Here is a 17,915-nt window from a genome sequence, read left to right as displayed (position 1 = left end):
ATTTTGTTAAGGACGCCTCACGGATGCTCCAGGTGACAGCGCACCTGCTGACTCATCCCACCCGTCAACCGCTGCGGCCGCTCACAGCCTTGTGTACGCCTCGGGCAGCGGTCGAGAAAGAAACACCCACCCGGCAACACCCGGTTCCCCGGCAGCTCTGTCGGTGCACTGACATACGCATCGTCCAGCGCCACCCCCAGCTTGGGCACCGCTTCCAGCAACAGCTGGGTATACGGATGCTTCGGCTGCTCCAGCACTTGCTCGGCACACCCCAGTTCCACGATCTGCCCCAGGTACATCACCGCCACTCGGTCGGCCATGTGCCGCACCACCGAAACGTTGTGGGAGATCAGGATGTAGGTCAGCCCCAGCCGCCGTTGCAGCTCGGCCAGCAGGTTGAGGATTTGCGCCTGCACCGAGATATCCAGGGCCGAGGTCGGCTCGTCCAGCACCAGGATGCTCGGGTTGGACGCCAGCGCGCGGGCGATGGCGATCCGTTGGCGCTGGCCACCGGAAAACTGGTGCGGGTAACGGTCCAGGTATTCGGCACGAATGCCTACCTGCGCGGCGACCTTGGCGGCGATGGTGCGCATTTCACTCTTGGGCGTGTCGCCTAGGGCGAACAGCGGCTCGGTGATGATTTTCCAGATGGGCAGGCGCGGGTCGAGGGACGATTGCGGGTCCTGGAATACGATCTGCACATGCCGGTGGCGTTCCCGGGCACTTTCGTAGACCCAGTCCACTTCACCGTCACTGGGCTTGACCAGGCCCATCAGCAATTGGGCGAGGGTGCTTTTACCGCAGCCGGACTCGCCGACAATCCCCAGGGTTTCCCCACGGCGAACCTGCAAGTCGATGCCGTTGAGGGCGTGGGCATAACCGCGCGGGCGGCCCAGCCAGTCGGTTTTTACCGGGAACTTGACCCGTACATCCCGCAAAGCCAGCAGTGAATCTTGAGACACGGTCATTGCACCGACTCCCCGGCAGTCAGCCAGCACGCACTTTTGCGGGTGCCGGCAGGGTTGATCAGGTCCAGGCGCGGGCGCTCGATGCATTGGCTCATGGCCTGGGGGCAGCGTTCGCGAAAGGTGCAGCCTGAGGGCAGGGCGGCAAGGTTGGGCACTTGGCCGGGGATGGTCAGCAGGTCGTCGCCGGGTTTCACCTGTTCCGGCAAGCCGCTGAGTAACCCTTGGGTGTAGGGATGGCGCGGGTCGCTCATCACCTGGGCGGTGGGGCCTTCTTCCACCACGGCGCCGGTGTACATCACATACACCCGGTCGCAGAACTGCGAGACCACAGCCATGTCGTGGGTGATCAGCAGGATCGCGGTGCCGCGTTCCCGGGCTTTTTCCCGCAGCAGCAACAGCACCTGGCGTTGCACGGTGACGTCGAGGGCAGTGGTGGGCTCGTCGGCGATCAGCAACTGAGGGTCGCAGGAAAATGCCAGGGCGATCATCACCCGCTGGCGCATGCCGCCGGAGAGTTCGAAGGGGTAGCTGTCGAGCACTTGCTCGGGGTCGGCGATGTGCATGTCCCGCAGCAGGGCGATGGCCTTGGCACGGGCGGCGGCCTTGCTCAGGCGCTGGTGGTGGATGATCACATCGAGCATCTGCCGGCCAATGCGCCGGGTCGGGTTCAGCGCGGTCATCGGCTCCTGGAAGATCATCGCCGCGTCACGCCCGCGGATCTGCAGCAGCTCCTTCTCGCTGGCACCGAGCATGTCGCGGCCGAGCATCTGCAAGCTGCCGGCGGTGATCCGGTAACTGCGTTCCGGCAGCAGGCGCAGGCTGAGCATCGCGGTCACGGATTTGCCGGAGCCGGATTCACCCACTACGCCGACGACTTCGCCGGGGTTGACGTGCAACGACACGCCGTTGAGTGCCTGGACGTTGTTGCGGTAAGCCGGGAATTCCAGGCTCAGGTTGTCGATGGCAAGCACTGCCGGACTGGACATGGTCATTTCCCCTGTTGCCGTGGGTCGAGCAGGTCACGAACACCGTCACCCAGCAGGTTGAAGCCGGTCGCGGTGACCAGGATCGCCAGCCCCGGAAAGGTCGAGTACCACCAGTTGTCGAGAATGAAATTGCGCCCGGTGGCAACCATCGCGCCCCATTCGGCGGTGGGCTGCTGTGCACCCAGGCCGATGAAACCCAGGGCCGAGGCCATCAGGATCGCGCTGCCGATGTCCAGGCTCAGTTGCACCAGCAACGGCGGCATCGCATTGCGGCCTACGTGCCACGACACGATGTGCCAGCGCCCGGCGCCGAAGGTCTGGGATGCCTTGACGTAGCCCATCTGCCGAATGCTCAGGGCCTGGCCCCGGGCCAGGCGCACGTAGAACGGGATGCGCACCACGGTGATCGCCAGCATCGCGTTGAACAGGCTCGGGCCCAGTGCGGCGGCCAGGGCCATGATCAGCACCAGGGACGGCACCGACAGCATGATGTCCATCAGGCGCATGATCAGGCTGTCGAAACGCCCGCCGATAATCCCCGACAGGCAGCCCAGCAGCCCGCCCACCAGGCAGGACGAAAACGCCACGAACAGCCCCACGCCCACCGACTGGCGGCTGCCGTACAGCACCCGGCTGAACAGGTCGCGGCCGACTTCATCGGTGCCGAACCAATGTTCGGCGGAGGGCTCGGCCAGGCGTTGCGCCAGGTTCAGGGCATTGGGGTCATGGCTCGCCAACCAGGGGGCGAAGGCCATGCAGATCAGCACGATCAAGGTGATGGTCAGGCCGGCGATGGTCAGCGGGCTGCGGCGTATTTGATAGCCCAGGTACTCCATTCGCGCACGCCAGGTGGGGCGCTGTTCCAGGGGCACCGGTACGGGCATGGTCAGGGGAGCGGTCATCTCAATTCACCTCGCCGATGCGCGGGTCGACCACCCGGTAGAGCAGGTCGATCAGCATGTTCAGCAGTACATAAATAAACGACACCAGGATCGCGAAGCCCATCACCGCCGGGAAATCCAGGGACTGGATCGACTTCACCACATAGGCACCCATGCCCGGCCAGGCGAACACGGTTTCGGTCAGCACCGCGCCGTACAGCAGGTCGCCGAGGGTCAGGCCGAGCACGGTGATCGACGGGATCAGCGCGTTGGGCAAGGCGTGGCGCAGGATCACCGCCCAGCGCGACAGGCCGTAGGCGCGGGCGGTACGGATGTAGTCCTCGCCCAACTGGTCGAGCATCGCCGAACGGATCTGCCGGGCGACCACGCCGAGGTTGACGAAACCCAGGGTGACGGCGGGCAGGATCAGGTGTTCCAGGGCATTCAGGAACAGTGGGATATCGCCGGCCAGCAGCGAGTCGATGAGGTAGAACCCGGTGATGGTGCGCGGTGGTTCGAGGCCTTCATCCAGCCGCCCGCTGCCGGGCAGCCAGCCGAGCTGGCCGTAGAACAACACGATCAGGCCCAGGCCGAGCCAGAAGGCCGGCGTGGAAATGCCGGTAACCGCCAGCGTTCGGGCGATCTGGTCGATGGCGCGGTTGTGATACACCGCTGACAGCACCCCCAGCGGTACGCCCACCAGTACCGAGAGCAGCAGGGCGGCGACCGCCAGTTCGAGGGTCGCGGGGAAGAACGCTTTCAGGTCTTCCAGCACCGGGCGGCTGGTGCGGATCGAGGTGCCGAGGTCGCCGTGCAGCAGGTCGCTCATGTAGCGGCCGTATTGCTGGTACAGCGGCAGGTCGAGGCCCAGTTGATGGCGGATGTTCTCGACAATGGCGTCGCTGGCCCGGTCGCCGGCAATCAGGCGCGCCGGGTCACCCGGGATCAGGTGGGAGATGCAGAAGGTAATCAGCGAAACGCCGACGACGACCAGGATCAGGCCGAACAGGCGTTTGCGCAACATATTCAGGAAGGCCATGAGGGCTCCTCGGTAACGCGAGACATTTGGATCAGGAATACAGCCTGGAAAACACAGCAGGTCCAGTGTGGGAGCGGGCTTGCTCGCGAATACGGTGGGTCAGTCATACATCGGGTAACTGATACACCGCTTTCGCGAGCAAGCCCGCTCCCACATTTGATCGCGTGTTACTTACTGATCTCAGCCACGTTGAACACCTGCTCCAGCATCGGATGGAACACATAACCCTTCACCGAATCACGCATCGGCAGGGTGTAGTTCTTCTGATAGAGGTAGGCGTATACGCTGTCCTTGAGCACGATCTTCTGGGCTTCCTGATACAGCTCGGTGCGCTTGGCCGTGTCGTTGTTGGCCGCCGCATCGCGAATCAGCTTGTCCACCACCGGGTTGCTGTAGAACGAACGATTGCCCGGCAGGCCTTGCAGGGAGGAGTCGAACCAGAAGTTCATGTACATGTAGGGGTCGGAGAAGTCCGGTGCCCACGAGCCGATGGACACGTCGAAATCACCCTTGCCCAGGCGCTCGCGCATGGTGGCGTTGGCCAGTTTTTCCATCTTCAGGTTGATCCCCAGCGGCGCCAGGCTGGCTTGCAGGGTCAGGCCGATGGATTCCCAGTCCGGGTCCTTGTCGGAGTACATGTAATTCAGGTTGGTGATTTTTTCCGGGAGTTTCTTCAGGTTCGCGCCCGCGCTGTCCAGGTCCTGTTTCATCAAGGGCAGGCTCGGGTCATTGGCCCACATGCCGGCAGGAATCGGCCCGTTCATCAACTTGGCCTGGCCCTTGAGGATGCCGTCGACAATGCCTTTGTAGTCCACCGCATCAACGATTGCCTGGCGCGCATTCTGGTTGTTCAGCGGGGCTTTCTGGTTGTTCAGGTACAGGTAGGTCACCCGCAGCGACGGGAACTCCTTGATCACCACGTCTTTCTTTTTGGCCAGGTTGGTGAGCTGGTCCTGGGGCATGTCTTCGGCGATGTCCAGGTCGCCGCGTTCCAGTTGCAGGCGGCGTACCGAGGCTTCGCTGATGATCTTGATCACCACCTTGTTCAGCGCGGGCTTGGTGCCGGCGTAGTAGGTGTTGGGTTCCAGGGTCAGGCTCTGGCCTTTCTGCCAGTTGCTCAGGCGAAAGGCGCCGGAGCCGGCGGTGTGGGTGGAGAGGTAGGCGTTGACGTCGCCCTGTTTCACCACGTCCGGGTTGATGATGCCGGCGCCGTTGTGGGCTAGGGTGTAGAGGAAGGGCGCGTAGGGCTTGGCCAGGGTGAAGCGCACGGTGAGCGGGTCGACCACGGTGACTTTCATGTCATCCGGGAACGCACCCGACGGGCCTTGCTTGAGCTGCATCACGCGGTCGAAGGAGAACTTCACCGCATTGGCGTCGACCTCGGCGCCGTCATCGAACTTGTTGCCGGGCTTGAGTTTGAAGTCCCACACCAGACCGTCGGCCGAGGTGGTCCAGCTGTCGGCCAGGTCGCCCTTGACCTCGGTGCTGCCCTTGCCGTTTTCGACTTTGTAGGCCACCAGCTTCTGGTACGCCGGGTACGTCACCGCCCAATCGTTGTTGTCGATGGTCACGGCCGGGTCGAGGGTTTGCGGGTCGGCGGCCTTGCCGATCATCAGGGTGTCTTTGGGCGCCGCGGCACTTGCCGATTGCCACGCGCCCAGGCTCAGGGCGGCGCACAGCAGGGAGAGTGCGAGGGTCTTGCGGTTGCTTGGGGTCATGCCGGTTTCCTTGATTATTTAGAGGAAAAAGCGGGTTGGTTTATTTTTATGAAATCTATAACCGGGCAGTTGGAGCTAAAGGGTGCTGCTCATTATTGTGATGGTACGGTCCTTGGGATCAGTATGACTCCTCAATTAGTGGGAAAAGTTCGGCATCCGGCAATTCGTAATGCCACCACTCGGTGGCAATCGCCTTGAAGCCGGCGCCAAGCATGATGCCCAGCAACAGCAGGCGGTTGCGCTGCACCTGCGGCGGCAGGTCGGGGTAGAACTGGTGGGACTTGGGCTCCATGGCATCAAACGCCGTGCCCATGTCCAGTGGGGTGCCGTGTTCATCAATCAGCGTCAGGTCGACGGCCACGCCGCGGGTGTGGTGCGAGCCCAGGCGTGGGTCGCGCACGTAGTCCGGGTTGGGCAGGGCCTGCCACAACAGTTGCTGGGCGTAGGCAGGGCGATAGGCGTCGTAGATCAGCAGGGTCATGCCGGCCTGGCGTGCCAACAGGCTCGCCTTGCGCAGGCAGGCCGCCGCTTCGGTGTGCAGCAGGCAGCGGGTGTTGCGGTAGATCACGGTGCCTGCCAGGTTGTCGGCACTGGCGTAGATCAGGTCGACCTGTACCGGGTATTCCGGTGGGGCGATTTCTACCAATGGGCTGGTTTTCACTCAAAGATTTCCTTTCCAGGGTCAGGATTCGAACTGGCCGAAGGCCTGTTGCAGGGCGCGGTTTTTTGCCAGGCGTGCATCCAGTCGCTCGCCGTAGCGGTCAGCGACGGCAGACACCATCAGGTTGAACAGGCACGTCAGGGGCGCCATGGAGTCCCAGAACTGGCCGACATCGGTTTTCAGTTGCAGCAGGTCCAGGTCGTAGTCCCGGGCCCAGGGGCATTGCAAGTCAGTGATCAGCGCCAAGGGTAGACCCTGGGCGTTCGCGGTCTCGCAGAACGTGGGCGTGATGCTGGAATAGGCGCGGAAGTCCGCTGTAATGGCGTAGGGTTTTTCAAAGCCGGAGTTCAGGGTCTCGGCGTAGATCCCCGACAGGCCATCGACGTAATAGACCTTGGGACGGATGTATTCCAGGTGGCTGTGGAACGCATTGAGGATGCCCCGGGTGGACTGGATGCCGAGGATAAACACGGCGTCGGCGTCCACGATGTGCTGCACGATGTCGGCGAAACCCTGGCTGCGGGCCAGGCCATACACATGCTGGATGGCTTCGATCTCGCGGTTGAGGGAACGGTCGAGGGCGTCTTCCTGATCGTTCTCCTGGCGAAACGCACCCAGGCGGTCGGTGATCAGCCAGGAGGCTTGCGGGTCGCCGCGCAGGCCTTGCTTGACGTCATCGAGGTTGCGATAACCCAGGGTTCGCAAGAAACGCCCCACTGAAATCCCGGTGGTGCCGGCTTGCTGGGCGATGCTGTCGGCGGTTTCGAACGGCAGCTGTTGCAGGTTGCCCAGCAGGTACGTCGCGATGCGCTTGCCGGTGGGCGTCAGCGTCGGGAACTGCTGTTCCAGCGTGCGCTGGAAGCTGTTTTTATCCATGACGTTTTCGCGCAGGCCGGTCATTGATGTTACTCATGTTTCATGATTTTGATGTCTGTTAGAAACATAACATCGGCAATCGCGATAACACAATGGCTTTTTTTGCACTGGGCGGGCAGGGGGGGACAAGCGGCGATCAAGGCCGCTGGGGTTTCACCGAAGTACCGAACGTATTGCCCATGCGCACACTGGTCGCTGCGGGTGTAGAGAGCCCGATCTGGTTCGGCTTGCGTTTGTCGATGGGCACCTGTTGCGCCTGCTGGTTCTTTTGCGTGGCCTTGGCGGCGTCCGGGTTGTTGCCCATCTGCTGGCTCAGGCAGCCATAGTCCGGTGCCTTGTAGCCATCCACGTTGACCTCGGTGCAGCCATTGGGCGTTCCTTCGGCGTGGGCCATCAGTGGCAGGGCAGCACACAGCAACAGGCTGGCGAGGGTCGGGAACAGGTTCATCGGTGCCTCCTGGCGAGCCCTGGGAAATGGGCCGGTATGGCTCAAAAGTGTAGTGCAGCGGGCTGCCCGTCACCGTGATGTTTTTTTTGCTGGCACCGTAACATCAGGTTCATAAACTGGCCTCAGGATGACGGTTTTGTAGGCTATGTCGGACGTGTTGCGATGCTGAGCAGGGGGGCTTGGAGGCGCGCGGGCTGCTGCCTGGCTCTGCTGTTGGGGCTGGCGCAGACCGTGCGCGCCGAAGTGACCCTGGACCTGCCCGCGCAGAACCTGGATAGCGCCCTGCAGGCGTTCAGCCATGCCACCGGCATGGCGGTGCTGGTGGACCGCGAGTTGACCCGGGGCCGGCGCTCCATCGGCGTGCATGGCCGCTACAGTGCGCAGCAAGCCCTGGGCCTGCTGCTGACAGGGAGTGGCCTGATGGCGCGTTATGCCCGCAGCGATGCATTCACCCTGCAAGCCCCCGAGGTCAGCCAGCCGGCCACGACGCGGGGGCTGAAGGCAGGGCATGCAGCACGGATCAACAACAGCTATGCCGCGGCCTTGCAGCAGGCGATCGAACGCAGTTTGTGCCGTTCGCCGCTGACCCGCCCCGGCAGTTTCCGGGCGCTGGTGCAGGTGTGGGTCAACGGTGACGGGGTGATCGAACACAGCCGGCTGGTCAGCTCCACCGGTGACCTGCAGCGTGACGAAGCGCTGGTACGCGGCCTGGGCGCCACCCGGGTCGAACGCCCTGCGCCCAGTTCGCTGCGCTTGCCGGTGACCTTACTTTTGATGCCCGATTCAACAGGAACACGCATGGAATGCACAGCAGGGGAAGGAGTTTCCGGGGCATGAAAGATACCGGCCACAGCATGATGGTCAGCCTGTTCCTGGCGTCCTACGAGGACTTCAAGGTACGCCTGCGCAAGCGCCTCGGGTCCGAGGACCTGGCCAACGACGTGCTGCACGAAACCTACCTGCGGGTCGACCGCATGGACATGCCGCCGAACCTGGCGCAACCCAATGCCTACCTGTATCGAATGGCGCTGAACATCGCCGCTGACCGACGCCAGGCGGATGCGCGACTGTTGACCGGCAGCGAAGTCGAAGAGCTGCTGCAAACCGTCGATGAAGCCCAGGACCCGTCGCGGGTGGTGGGTGGCCAGCGGGAAATCCAGTCCTTGCTCAAGGCCCTCTACGAACTGCCGGCGCGGCGGCGCCAGATCCTTATCGCTGCACGTCTGGAAGAGGCGCCACACCTGGAGATCTCCAGGCGTTTCGGGATTTCCACGCGCATGGTCGAAAAGGAAATCAAGGCCGGGCTGGGCCACTGTGCACAGCGCCTTGAAAGAAAAGTGATCCAGCGGTTCGGTCCCGGGGCCGGAAAACCGTCTTAGTGATTGAGTCCCTGATAATCCGTTGAGTACCTGCGCGCTTGAACATTTTTAACCTCTCCGCTGCCCGTGCTGCGCCCGACAGCCCCCTGCACGATGAAGCGCGTGACTGGCTGGTGCTGCTGACGTCGGGCCGGGCCACCGTTGCTGATGCCAAGGCGTTGCGCCAGTGGTGCGCCCAGAGCCCGGAGCATGCCCGGGCGTTCGAGCAGGCCAAGGTGTTGTGGCAGCAATTGGCTCCCGCCGCCGAGCAGTTTTCCCGGCCGCGGCATTTTGGGCGGCGGGCGTTTTTGGGCGGGGCGATTGCGGCGTCGGCGGCGGTGTTGATGGTGCGGGTGACGGTGCCGGGTGGGTTTGCCGGGTTGACGGCGGATTACCGCACCGAGGTCGGGGAGCAGCGGCGGGTGGAGTTGGGTGATGGGGTTCGGCTGGAGCTCAATACGCAGACGCGGATCAGCCGGCGTGAGGGTGGGATTGAGTTGTTGGAGGGGGAGGTCGAGGTGCTGGCCGATGCTGCGATGCCGCTTCAGGTTCAGGCGGGTGGAGGGTGGTTGAGTGCGGCTCGGGCGCGGTTCAATGTGCGCAATACGGATCACAGTGTGTGTGTGACGTGTATTGATGGGGCGCTGTTGGTGGGTGTTGGGGGGCGTACGGTTCGGCTTGAGGGTGGGCGGCAGCTGACTTATGACGCCAGCGGTGTGGGTGAGCCGGTGGCGGTGGACGTGCAGGCTGTGGTGGCTTGGCGGGAGCAGGTGCTGGTGTTTGATAATGCGACGCTGGCGACGGTGGTGGATGAGATCAATCGCTATCGGCCGGGGATGTTGCTGCTGATGAATGCGCAGTTGGGCAAGCGGCGGGTGCAGGCGCGGTTTAGTCTGCATCAGTTGGCGGGGGTGGCGCTTTTGATTCGCGATGCGTATGGGGCCAAGTGTACGGAGTTGCCTGGCGGTGTTGTTTTGTTGAGTTAGATCGGTGTGCATATCCGTTAGTTAGGTAACGGCTGCTTCAAAATCATAAAGCACAGCGGCCTCCCGGCCGGCTTGAGTGTTAAAAGCAAAGGCAAAGACCAGAGCGAAAACAGATCTGCTTTTCTGTGGGAGCGGGCTTGCTCGCGAAAAACCTGAGAGCGCCGCGTTCATCCAGAATGCCCGCGTCATCGTTAACGACCTTCGCGAGCAAGCCCGCTCCCACATTTGGTCCGTGCCCGCTTTAGCTTTTGATTTTGCTCTTCAACACTCAAGCCTAGGCGAGGAGCCGAGTGGTGGGGCAAGAGCGTTTTGCTTACTTTTGACTGGGCCGGCATTCCGGCTTTTCGAAAGTGAGCGGAACCCATATCAGCCATAACAAAAATAACGGATATGTACACCACCCCAAAAAGCCCTACCGCAAGGGCCCCAAAACCTGCCGATACCGCTCCACCCCCAGGCCCGTCTCCCGCACCAGAACCACCTCGATCCCCAGCGGTTCCTCCTGCCGATTCCCACTCAACTGCCGCCACCCCTTGTCCCAAGCCCGCACCTGCAAATCCCTGACCTGCCCAAGCACCGCCACCGCATCCCTGGGCGCCGGCAGCGGATACCGATCCCGCGCCGGTGCCGCCGCCCGATACAGCGTGTCGCCCTTGAGCCACCACCGCACCCGCTGCAACCCATCCCCAGGAACCGGCGCACTCCGGATCACCTCCAGCCGAAACCCCTTGCTGTCCGAACTCCTCACCGACACCGCCACCAACCCGCCAGGCTTCGGTGCGTCTTCGCCAATCGGCGGCCCCAACTCAACCCCCGCGCGCAAGCTCACATCCAGCTGCATCTGGTTCAGCGCCCGCAACAACACCTCAGTCTGCTCACTGCTGGCCTGCAAATGCTGATCAGCCCGGGTCACACTGTCCAACCCGCGCCAGGCAATCACACTGACCACCGCCATCAACATGATCGCCACCATCACCTCGATCAGCGTAAAACCCTTCTGGTCACTCATGACTCACCACCCGCAACAACCCCGCCGCATCCCGTTGCAGGCTCAGGCTGTATTGCCCATCCGACAGCACCACCCGCACTGGCGGGTTCACCCATTCAGCATCCAGCACCAATGTTTTCCCGGGCTCGATGCGCACCTGCATCGGCGCACTGTCCCAGGCCCGCGGACGCAGTTGCTGATCGCCGCTGAAGTTCTCCACTCCCAGCCCATCATCGGTAACGCGGCTGAAGCGAAATCCCTTGGCATCGGCTTTCCAGGTAATCGCCCGGCCATCGGCACGCGCCTCGGCCTGGGCCACCTGCAGCAACTGGCTCAAGCGTTCCGCGTCCTTGCGCAGCAGGTGCAGCGGATCAGGCTTGATGCTCAGGCTGATGGCCGCACTGGCGATGCCGATGATCACCAGCACCACCATCAACTCGATCAACGTGAAGCCCTGCTGTTTCATTTTTTGCTCCCTGATCAACCGCTGAAATAAAAAGGTGTGAATTGCCCTGTAGCCTGAGGCGACGGACAAACAGGAGGTCCCGCCCATGGCATTCATCCATCGTTTTTCACCCGCCCATGGCGTCCAGGCCTTGGCGTTGCTGGCGGCGCTGGCAGGGGTGGCGACCTGGACGCCACTGTTGCTCACGTCGGCCGAGTCCCACACCCCGCAGGCCGCGCCCCAGGCGTTGGCGGCCCGCAGCGACAACCCCGCCGTACAATGGTTTTCCAATACCCCGGCGGTGATGCAGATCAGGGTCTCCGGGGTGCTTGCCGGGGCGCGTGGGGCGGTGGCGATCCTCAGTCTCAACGACGGCCCGCCCCGCAGCTTTTTGTTGGGTGAACGCCTGAGTCCCGGCGTGCGGCTGACGGCCATTGAAGGCGATAGCGTGGAGATCGAGCGCGGCGCGGAAAAAATCCGCGTGCCCCTCGACAAGTTGCCCGACGGGCCAGCCTTGCCAAGCCTCATTCGGCAGTAACCGGGCGCTTCACCGGCGGGCGCCCCAGCAGTGTCTCCAGGCGTGCCAGGGGGGGCGCTTCACGGGTGGCGTCCAGCACCTGCACGCTGACCTGGAACAGGCGCCCATCCGGCCCGTTGCTGATGGTCTGTTCGCAGCGCAGTTTCAGCCGGCCCTGGTCGCAGTCGAACGTCTTGCGCCCGGTGCTCACCCGACCTTCCAGGCGCAGTTCCGCCATCCGCCCCTGGGCTGCCAGCAGCGCCATCGACTTGTCCCGCAGCAGGCCGTTGCTGGTGGTCATCAGCCCGGCCACGCGTACCGCCGCCGCCATGGCCACGGCGATGATCGCCAGTGCCACCAACACTTCAATCAGGGTGAAACCTTGCTCGTTGCGGGGCCCGCCCATGGCGTACTCAAAACCGGGAAACAGGCCCGCAGACTAGCCCCGGGAGTTGACCGATTGGCGACCAAAGCTCCCGAGGATTTTCAACATGACTGACATGTGTTCTTGCAACACTGCGCCACGAAATGCACTCAAGCCAAGGAATGTCGACATGGATATCGCACACTTCACGTCAGCGCGCAGGCAGCGCGGTTTCACCCTGATCGAGATCATGGTGGTCGTGGTGATCCTGGGGATTCTGGCGGCGCTGGTGGTGCCCAAGGTGCTCGACCGCCCCGACCAGGCGCGGGCCACAGCGGCCCGGCAGGACATTGGTGGGCTGATGCAGGCCCTGAAACTCTACCGCCTCGACCACGGCTCGTATCCCAGCATGAACCAGGGCTTGAAGGTGCTGGTGGAACGCCCGGCCGATGCGAAAAACAGCAACTGGCGCGCCTACCTCGAACGCTTGCCCAACGACCCGTGGGGCAACCCGTATCACTACCTCAACCCAGGGGCCAACGGCGAAGTGGATGTGTTCTCCCTCGGCGCCGACGGGAAACCTGATGGTGACGGCGTGAACGCCGATATCGGCTCCTGGCAGTTGTAAGGCCGGCGATGAACAGCCATTCGCCTACAGCGGCGAAGCAGCGCGGCATGGCGATTATCAGCGCCTTGCTGATCGCGGCCGTGGTCGCGGTGCTTGCCGGCGCCATGCTCACCCGGCAAACCGTATTCACCCGCAGCCTGGAAGCTGAACAACTGCGTATCCAGGGCCAATGGTTGTTGAATGGCGGCCTGGAAACCAGTCGCCAGCTCCTGTGGGACGCGCGCCGCCAGGACGTGTTGACCCGGCTCGATCAACCGTGGGCACGGCCCCTCGGCGGTGCTTTCGAGGGGCGGATTGAGGATGAGCAGGGCAAGTTCAACCTGCGCAACCTGGTGACCCAACAACACCCGGACGCCGGGCAATTGCAGAGCTTCGAACGCCTGTGCCAGTTGATCGGCATCGAGCCGGCCGTGAGTCGCCGCATCAGCCGGCGAGTGATCGACTCATACGACCAGCGCGAGCTCGGCGCCTCACTCACCGGCGGTTTCAACAGCAGCCGGGATACCTCGCCCGGTGCCGCCGCGCCATTGATCCCGGCCAAGTACCCGATGTTGCGCAGCCTCACCGACCTCAGCGGTATCGAAGGCCTCGACCCGCGCCAACTGCGGCGCATGGCGAGCTATGTCAGCGTGCTGCCCGGCAATACCTGGGTCAACGGCAATACCGCCAGCGCCGAGGTGCTCAGCAGCGTGGTGCCGGGGCTCAGCCTGTCCCAGGCTCAGGCACTGGTGGCCGAGCGCGACGGCGGGCGCTGGTTTGTCAATCGCGGGGATTTCGTCAACCGGTTGCGCATGCCACAAGTCGCGGTGGACACGGTGCAGGTGGGGATCACCAGCGAGTGGTTTCGCGTGCACGGCCAGGCGCGCCGCGAGCAGCGTCGGGTCACGCTGGAGGCGTTGCTGTATCGCCCGGAAGACCGTCAGCCCCAGGTGATCTGGTCGCGGGTGGGCGTATGAAGCGTTTGCGCATCGGCTTGCCGCCGCTGGGTGAACTCACCACCGAGAGCCAGGTGCAATTCGCCTGGCTGGACCGCGCCGGGCAGGTCAGCCAGCAGGGCGAGGGCCGCCTGGCGCAATGGGCGAATACCCAGGCGGAGTGTTTTCTGCATCCACGGGACAGCTTGCTGACCAGCCTGGAGCTGCCGCAATTGCCCTCCGCCAAGGTCGACGATGCAGTGACCTGTGCGGCCCAGGCATTGATCCTCGGCCCGCTGGAGTTGATGCATGTGGCCCACGGTCCACGAGACAGCAGCGGCCTGGTGCAGGTCGGCTGGTTGCCCAAAAGCAGCCTTGAGCACCTGGGCCGGATAACGACCCAGCTGAAAATCAAAGTGCGTGGCCTGTACCCGGCGCCCTACGCGCTGCCGGTCAGCGGGCCAGCGAGCGCGGCCTTCTGCGACGGGCATTTGCTACTGCGCCATAGCCTGCAGCAGGGCGCGGTACACCCTCTGGGGCAGCAGGCGCTGGATGACCTGCTCGCCACCGGTGTCGATGTGCTCCATGTGGCCGACGTTGCCCGTTGGAGCGGTACTGCGCCGGGCTGGGGTTTGCACGGTCGGCTCCAGCAGGCGGCAACCGGTGGCTGGGGCAGGGCGGCGGCCTGCACGGCGCTGGCGGTCGCCATCTGGGCCCTGGGCCTGAACCTCTACGCCGCCCGCCAGGTCGACGAAGGCCAACGCCTAAAGGCGCAGATGAGCCAGCAAGTACGCCAGGCCTTCCCCGAACTGCCGGTGATTCTCAACCCGCTGCAACAAGCCCGTCAGCAACTGGCCGCACGCCAGAGCGGCGCGGCGGCCGAACCAGGGCAGCGCTTTACCGGCTTGCTGGCGCTGGCGGGTAGCAGCCTGCCGTCCATGGCGGGCAGCGTCGAGAGCTTGAGCTACGAGCAAGGCCGCCTGCAGCTGAGTCTGCTGCCGGACGCCCGGACCCCGGCGCTGGCCGCTGACGCGCAGGCGCTGCTGGCCCAGGCCGGGTTCAGCGCCAGTCGCGACGACCAGGGCTGGACAGTCGGCCCGCTCACCGAGCGCGTTGAAGCCGATGCAGACGATGAGGCCGAAGATGAATAAGCGTTGGCAGCTTCTGCGCAGCCAGGCCCAGGTGTTCTGGAACGGCCTGGCCATGCGTGAAAAACGTCTGTTGGTGGGTGCCAGCCTGGTGCTGGCGGGCCTGCTGACCTGGTTGCTGTTGATCCAGCCACCGCTGAAGAAGATCGACTACTGGCAAGCCGAAACCCCGAAACTGCGCAGCCAGGCCGAGGCCTTGCAGGTGCTGCTGCAAGGCGTCGCCCCAGCCCCGCGCAGCAGTGACCTGGAAACCGCCTTGCACCAGTCCCTCGACAACGCCGGGCTGCAGGGCCGCTATCAATTGCAGCCGCAGGACACCGGCAGCTGGCGCCTGACCTTCGACGATGCCCCGGCGGACGCGGTGATCGACTGGCTGCTGGCCAACCCCCGGCCGTTCTCCCTGGAAGTCTCTGCGGCCCGCCTGCAACGCGCAGGCGAGGCCACCTCTTCAAACTCGGCCGGCACTTTGTCCGGGACCGTTCGCATGGATCAGGCGCCTGGCGCTAAGGAAGCTTCATGAAGTGGTCATTGCCCAACGCTGCGCCTTATCGCAAGGTCGCCCCTTTGCTCTTGTTGGCGCTGGGAGCGTGCAGCAACCCCCAATCCTCCGCGCCGTTGCTGGTGGACAGCGAGCTTGGCCAACCCCTGGCCGACACCCGGCGCAGCGGCGACACACCACTGGACCGCCAGCGCGAAACCGTGCCGCCACCCCGGGTGCAACACCCGGTGACCAACAGCGCCCGCAGCCATGGCGCCGCACCGGCCAGGGCGCGCAACCCGCTGGGTGATCAACCGGTACAACTGAACTTCGTCGACGCCGATATCCAGGCGGTGGTGCGCGCCTTGTCCCGCGCCACCGGCCAGCAATTCCTGGTGGACCCGCGTGTCAAAGGCAACCTCACGTTGGTCAGCGAAGGCCAGGTACCGGCGCACCAGGCCTACGACATGCTGCTGGCGGCGCTGCGTATGCAGGGCTTCAGCGTGGTCGACGTAGGCGGCGTGGCCCAGGTGGTGCCGGAGGCGGACGCCAAGCTGCTGGGCGGGCCGATCTACAGCGGCGCCAACCCGGGCGGGCAGGGCATGCAGACCCGCACCTTCCGCCTGCAATACGAAAACGCGGTGAACCTGATCCCGGTGCTGCGCCCGATCGTGTCGCCGAACAACCCGATCAACGCCTACCCCGGCAACAACAGCATCGTGATCACCGACTACGCGGAAAACCTGGCGCGGGTGGCACAGATCATCGACGGCATCGACACCCCGAGCGCCATCGACACCGACGTGGTGAAGGTGCAGAACGGCATCGCCGTGGACATCGCCGCCATGGTCTCGGAGCTCCTCGAAACCCAGGGCGCCGACCAGACCCAGAAGATCAACGTGATTGGCGACCCGCGCTCCAACTCCATCATCATCCGCGCCGGCAGCCCGGAGCGCACGGAACTGGCGCGCAACCTGATCTACAAGCTCGACAACGCCCAGAGCAACCCGAGCAATATGCACGTGGTGTACCTGCGCAACGCCCAGGCCGGCAAGTTGGCGCAGTCGCTACGGGGTTTGCTCACTGGTGAGAGCGACACCGGTACCAGTGATAATGCCCGTGGCAAGTTGAGCAGCATGGGCGGCAACACCCAGGGTGGCCAGGGCAGTACCCAGAACAGCAGCGGCACTCCCACCGGCAGCGGCACTGTCCAGCCCAGTGGCTACGGGCAGGACACCAGCAGCACCGGAGCCTCTTCCCCTACCGACCAGAACACCGCGTTCAGCGCCGGTGGCGTGACGATCCAGGCGGACGCCACCACCAACACCTTGCTGATCTCGGCGCCGGACCCGCTGTATCGCAACCTGCGGGAGGTGATCGACATGCTCGACCAGCGTCGCGCCCAGGTGGTGATCGAGAGTTTGATCGTCGAAGTGGGCGAGGACGATGCCAGCGAGTTCGGGGTGCAGTGGCAGGCGGGGAACCTGGGCGGGAAGGGTGGCTTTGGTGGGGTGAACCTGGGGGGCAGCGGCTTGAATGGAACCCCCACCAGCAAGACCAGCATTGATGTGTTGCCCAAGGGTTTGAACATCGGGCTGGTGAACGGCTCGGTGGACATTCCGGGGATTGGCAAGGTGCTGGACCTCAAGGTGCTGGCCCGGGCATTGAAGAGCAAGGGCGGGACCAATGTGTTGTCGACGCCGAACCTGCTGACCCTGGATAACGAGGCGGCGAGTATTTTTGTGGGGCAGACGATTCCGTTTGTCACCGGCAGTTATGTGACGGGCGGCGGCGGCACGAGCAATAACCCGTTCCAGACGGTGCAGCGCGAGGAAGTGGGGCTGAAGCTGAACGTGCGGCCGCAGATTTCCGAGGGGGGGACGGTGAAGCTGGATATTTATCAGGAGGTCAGCAGCGTCGACACGCGGGCTTCGGTGGATGCCGGGACAGTGACGAACAAGCGGGCGATTGATACGAGTATTTTGCTGGATGACGGGCAGATCATGGTACTTGGCGGGCTGTTGCAGGATGGGTACAGCCAGAGCAATGACGCGGTGCCCTGGTTGTCGGATATTCCGGGGTTGGGGGCGTTGTTCAGGAATGAAAAGCGCAGTGTGACGAAGACTAATTTGATGGTGTTTTTGCGGCCCTACATTATTCGTGACGGTGGGGCGGGGCGCAGTATTACGCTGAATCGCTATGAGTTTATGCGCAGGGCCCAGGGTGGGTTGCAGCCGGAGCATAGCTGGGCGATGCCGGATGTGCAGGCGCCGCAGTTGCCTTCGGTGGATAAGGCGATTCCCGGGGGGCAGGGGGTTAGGGCGGTGATTCGGGCGGTGCCGCGGTGATTTGGGTTTTGGATGGGGGGCATATCCGTTGCTGCGGTAACGGCCACCTATGGTTCCGCTCTTACAGCGGGTCACTTTTGGCAAACGCCCCAAAAGTAACCAAAAGGTCTTTGCCCCACCACTCGGTGCCTCGCCTAGGCTCGGCATGCCCGCACTCCGGCCCG

20 protein-coding genes are annotated in these 17,915 nt (G+C 63.8%); 9 read left to right on the top strand and 11 right to left on the bottom strand.

Features of this window, described 5'->3' with window-relative positions; genetic code table 11:
• Window positions 1–17 precede the first annotated feature (17 nt).
• From A462_RS28665 to A462_RS28700, 8 genes are all read right to left on the bottom strand, one after another.
• Window positions 18–968 carry an oligopeptide/dipeptide ABC transporter ATP-binding protein gene (locus A462_RS28665; protein WP_003220120.1) on the bottom strand — a complete coding sequence of 317 codons (951 nt, stop codon included), beginning with the start codon at window positions 966–968 and terminating at the stop codon, window positions 18–20.
• Complete coding sequence (locus tag A462_RS28670; RefSeq protein WP_032898749.1) at window positions 965–1,960, bottom strand: ABC transporter ATP-binding protein; 996 nt, start codon at window positions 1,958–1,960, stop codon at window positions 965–967. The genes A462_RS28665 and A462_RS28670 overlap by 4 nt, the downstream gene beginning before the upstream one ends.
• On the bottom strand, window positions 1,957–2,838 hold the full coding sequence (gene ddpC, locus A462_RS28675; RefSeq protein WP_032868129.1) for a D,D-dipeptide ABC transporter permease: 882 nt from the start codon (window positions 2,836–2,838) through the stop codon (window positions 1,957–1,959). Before ddpC ends, A462_RS28670 begins: the two co-directional genes overlap by 4 nt.
• 19 nt (window positions 2,839–2,857) lie before the next feature.
• The gene (locus A462_RS28680; RefSeq protein ID WP_008431420.1) at window positions 2,858–3,874 is read right to left on the bottom strand and encodes an ABC transporter permease; all 1,017 of its coding nucleotides are present in this window, start codon (window positions 3,872–3,874) and stop codon (window positions 2,858–2,860) included.
• 167 nt (window positions 3,875–4,041) lie between these two features.
• A complete protein-coding gene (locus A462_RS28685; RefSeq protein WP_008431417.1) occupies window positions 4,042–5,592 on the bottom strand; it encodes an ABC transporter substrate-binding protein in 1,551 nt (516 codons plus the stop codon).
• A 118-nt stretch (window positions 5,593–5,710) separates the two neighbouring features.
• Window positions 5,711–6,253, bottom strand: a complete 543-nt coding sequence (gene ddpX / locus A462_RS28690; RefSeq protein ID WP_003220129.1) for a D-alanyl-D-alanine dipeptidase — start codon at window positions 6,251–6,253, stop codon at window positions 5,711–5,713.
• Between the two features lie 21 nt (window positions 6,254–6,274).
• Complete coding sequence (locus A462_RS28695; RefSeq protein WP_032898755.1) at window positions 6,275–7,129, bottom strand: MurR/RpiR family transcriptional regulator; 855 nt, start codon at window positions 7,127–7,129, stop codon at window positions 6,275–6,277.
• A 136-nt stretch (window positions 7,130–7,265) separates the two neighbouring features.
• Window positions 7,266–7,577 (bottom strand): hypothetical protein, encoded by a 312-nt coding sequence (locus A462_RS28700; RefSeq protein ID WP_003220133.1) that lies wholly within the window; start codon window positions 7,575–7,577, stop codon window positions 7,266–7,268.
• 162 nt (window positions 7,578–7,739) lie between these two features.
• Between A462_RS28700 and A462_RS28705 the strand changes: the two genes are divergently transcribed.
• Genes A462_RS28705 through A462_RS28715 form a run of 3 tightly spaced genes read left to right on the top strand, consistent with a single transcriptional unit; the run spans window position 7,740 to window position 9,921 of the window.
• Window positions 7,740–8,414 carry a secretin and TonB N-terminal domain-containing protein gene (locus A462_RS28705; RefSeq protein ID WP_003220136.1) on the top strand — a complete coding sequence of 225 codons (675 nt, stop codon included), beginning with the start codon at window positions 7,740–7,742 and terminating at the stop codon, window positions 8,412–8,414.
• Window positions 8,411–8,956: an RNA polymerase sigma factor gene (locus A462_RS28710; RefSeq protein ID WP_008431413.1), complete on the top strand. Its 546-nt coding sequence runs from the start codon at window positions 8,411–8,413 to the stop codon at window positions 8,954–8,956. Before A462_RS28705 ends, A462_RS28710 begins: the two co-directional genes overlap by 4 nt.
• Before the next feature lie 38 nt (window positions 8,957–8,994).
• Window positions 8,995–9,921 (top strand): FecR family protein, encoded by a 927-nt coding sequence (locus A462_RS28715; protein WP_008431412.1) that lies wholly within the window; start codon window positions 8,995–8,997, stop codon window positions 9,919–9,921.
• A gap of 412 nt (window positions 9,922–10,333) precedes the next feature.
• On the opposite strand, the gene A462_RS28720 is transcribed toward A462_RS28715, so the two are convergent.
• Complete coding sequence (locus A462_RS28720) at window positions 10,334–10,930, bottom strand: type II secretion system protein GspJ (protein ID WP_008431411.1); 597 nt, start codon at window positions 10,928–10,930, stop codon at window positions 10,334–10,336.
• On the bottom strand, window positions 10,923–11,375 hold the full coding sequence (gene gspH / locus A462_RS28725) for a type II secretion system minor pseudopilin GspH (protein ID WP_008431410.1): 453 nt from the start codon (window positions 11,373–11,375) through the stop codon (window positions 10,923–10,925). Before gspH ends, A462_RS28720 begins: the two co-directional genes overlap by 8 nt.
• 85 nt (window positions 11,376–11,460) lie before the next feature.
• Between gspH and A462_RS28730 the strand changes: the two genes are divergently transcribed.
• Window positions 11,461–11,892 (top strand): type II secretion system protein N, encoded by a 432-nt coding sequence (locus A462_RS28730; RefSeq protein WP_008431409.1) that lies wholly within the window; start codon window positions 11,461–11,463, stop codon window positions 11,890–11,892.
• Here the strand turns inward: A462_RS28730 and gspI are convergent.
• Window positions 11,879–12,277, bottom strand: a complete 399-nt coding sequence (gene gspI / locus A462_RS28735; RefSeq protein ID WP_008431408.1) for a type II secretion system minor pseudopilin GspI — start codon at window positions 12,275–12,277, stop codon at window positions 11,879–11,881. The two genes, A462_RS28730 and gspI, sit on opposite strands and share 14 nt — an antisense overlap.
• Window positions 12,278–12,425: 148 nt before the next feature.
• Between gspI and gspG the strand changes: the two genes are divergently transcribed.
• Genes gspG through gspD form a run of 5 tightly spaced genes read left to right on the top strand, consistent with a single transcriptional unit; the run spans window position 12,426 to window position 17,751 of the window.
• Window positions 12,426–12,863: a type II secretion system major pseudopilin GspG gene (gene gspG, locus A462_RS28740; RefSeq protein WP_003218660.1), complete on the top strand. Its 438-nt coding sequence runs from the start codon at window positions 12,426–12,428 to the stop codon at window positions 12,861–12,863.
• 8 nt (window positions 12,864–12,871) lie between these two features.
• A complete protein-coding gene (gene gspK, locus A462_RS28745; RefSeq protein ID WP_157222816.1) occupies window positions 12,872–13,819 on the top strand; it encodes a type II secretion system minor pseudopilin GspK in 948 nt (315 codons plus the stop codon).
• Complete coding sequence (gspL, locus tag A462_RS28750; RefSeq protein ID WP_008431404.1) at window positions 13,816–14,928, top strand: type II secretion system protein GspL; 1,113 nt, start codon at window positions 13,816–13,818, stop codon at window positions 14,926–14,928. Before gspK ends, gspL begins: the two co-directional genes overlap by 4 nt.
• Window positions 14,921–15,445 (top strand): type II secretion system protein GspM, encoded by a 525-nt coding sequence (gspM, locus tag A462_RS28755; protein WP_008431403.1) that lies wholly within the window; start codon window positions 14,921–14,923, stop codon window positions 15,443–15,445. The genes gspL and gspM overlap by 8 nt, the downstream gene beginning before the upstream one ends.
• Window positions 15,442–17,751 (top strand): type II secretion system secretin GspD, encoded by a 2,310-nt coding sequence (gene gspD / locus A462_RS28760; protein WP_008431402.1) that lies wholly within the window; start codon window positions 15,442–15,444, stop codon window positions 17,749–17,751. Before gspM ends, gspD begins: the two co-directional genes overlap by 4 nt.
• Window positions 17,752–17,915 lie beyond the last annotated feature (164 nt).

This window comes from Pseudomonas sp. Ag1, from assembly GCF_000278565.1.
Classification (GTDB): Bacteria; Pseudomonadota; Gammaproteobacteria; order Pseudomonadales; family Pseudomonadaceae; genus Aquipseudomonas.
Note: the sequence above shows the minus strand (reverse complement) of the source record. Positions and strands in the feature narration are given on the sequence as shown.

What these genes read in the sequence shown, in the direction of transcription:
- A462_RS28665 (WP_003220120.1), bottom strand. Translation starts at nt 968, where the DNA reads ATGACCGTGTCTCAAGATTCACTGCTGGCTTTGCGGGATGTACGGGTC.
- A462_RS28670 (WP_032898749.1), bottom strand. Translation starts at nt 1,960, where the DNA reads ATGACCATGTCCAGTCCGGCAGTGCTTGCCATCGACAACCTGAGCCTG.
- ddpC (WP_032868129.1), bottom strand. Translation starts at nt 2,838, where the DNA reads ATGCCCGTACCGGTGCCCCTGGAACAGCGCCCCACCTGGCGTGCGCGA.
- A462_RS28680 (WP_008431420.1), bottom strand. Translation starts at nt 3,874, where the DNA reads ATGGCCTTCCTGAATATGTTGCGCAAACGCCTGTTCGGCCTGATCCTG.
- A462_RS28685 (WP_008431417.1), bottom strand. Translation starts at nt 5,592, where the DNA reads ATGACCCCAAGCAACCGCAAGACCCTCGCACTCTCCCTGCTGTGCGCC.
- A462_RS28695 (WP_032898755.1), bottom strand. Translation starts at nt 7,129, where the DNA reads ATGGATAAAAACAGCTTCCAGCGCACGCTGGAACAGCAGTTCCCGACG.
- A462_RS28700 (WP_003220133.1), bottom strand. Translation starts at nt 7,577, where the DNA reads ATGAACCTGTTCCCGACCCTCGCCAGCCTGTTGCTGTGTGCTGCCCTG.
- A462_RS28705 (WP_003220136.1), top strand. Translation starts at nt 7,740, where the DNA reads ATGCTGAGCAGGGGGGCTTGGAGGCGCGCGGGCTGCTGCCTGGCTCTG.
- A462_RS28710 (WP_008431413.1), top strand. Translation starts at nt 8,411, where the DNA reads ATGAAAGATACCGGCCACAGCATGATGGTCAGCCTGTTCCTGGCGTCC.
- A462_RS28720 (WP_008431411.1), bottom strand. Translation starts at nt 10,930, where the DNA reads ATGAGTGACCAGAAGGGTTTTACGCTGATCGAGGTGATGGTGGCGATC.
- gspH (WP_008431410.1), bottom strand. Translation starts at nt 11,375, where the DNA reads ATGAAACAGCAGGGCTTCACGTTGATCGAGTTGATGGTGGTGCTGGTG.
- A462_RS28730 (WP_008431409.1), top strand. Translation starts at nt 11,461, where the DNA reads ATGGCATTCATCCATCGTTTTTCACCCGCCCATGGCGTCCAGGCCTTG.
- gspI (WP_008431408.1), bottom strand. Translation starts at nt 12,277, where the DNA reads ATGGGCGGGCCCCGCAACGAGCAAGGTTTCACCCTGATTGAAGTGTTG.
- gspG (WP_003218660.1), top strand. Translation starts at nt 12,426, where the DNA reads ATGGATATCGCACACTTCACGTCAGCGCGCAGGCAGCGCGGTTTCACC.
- gspK (WP_157222816.1), top strand. Translation starts at nt 12,872, where the DNA reads ATGAACAGCCATTCGCCTACAGCGGCGAAGCAGCGCGGCATGGCGATT.
- gspL (WP_008431404.1), top strand. Translation starts at nt 13,816, where the DNA reads ATGAAGCGTTTGCGCATCGGCTTGCCGCCGCTGGGTGAACTCACCACC.
- gspM (WP_008431403.1), top strand. Translation starts at nt 14,921, where the DNA reads ATGAATAAGCGTTGGCAGCTTCTGCGCAGCCAGGCCCAGGTGTTCTGG.
- gspD (WP_008431402.1), top strand. Translation starts at nt 15,442, where the DNA reads ATGAAGTGGTCATTGCCCAACGCTGCGCCTTATCGCAAGGTCGCCCCT.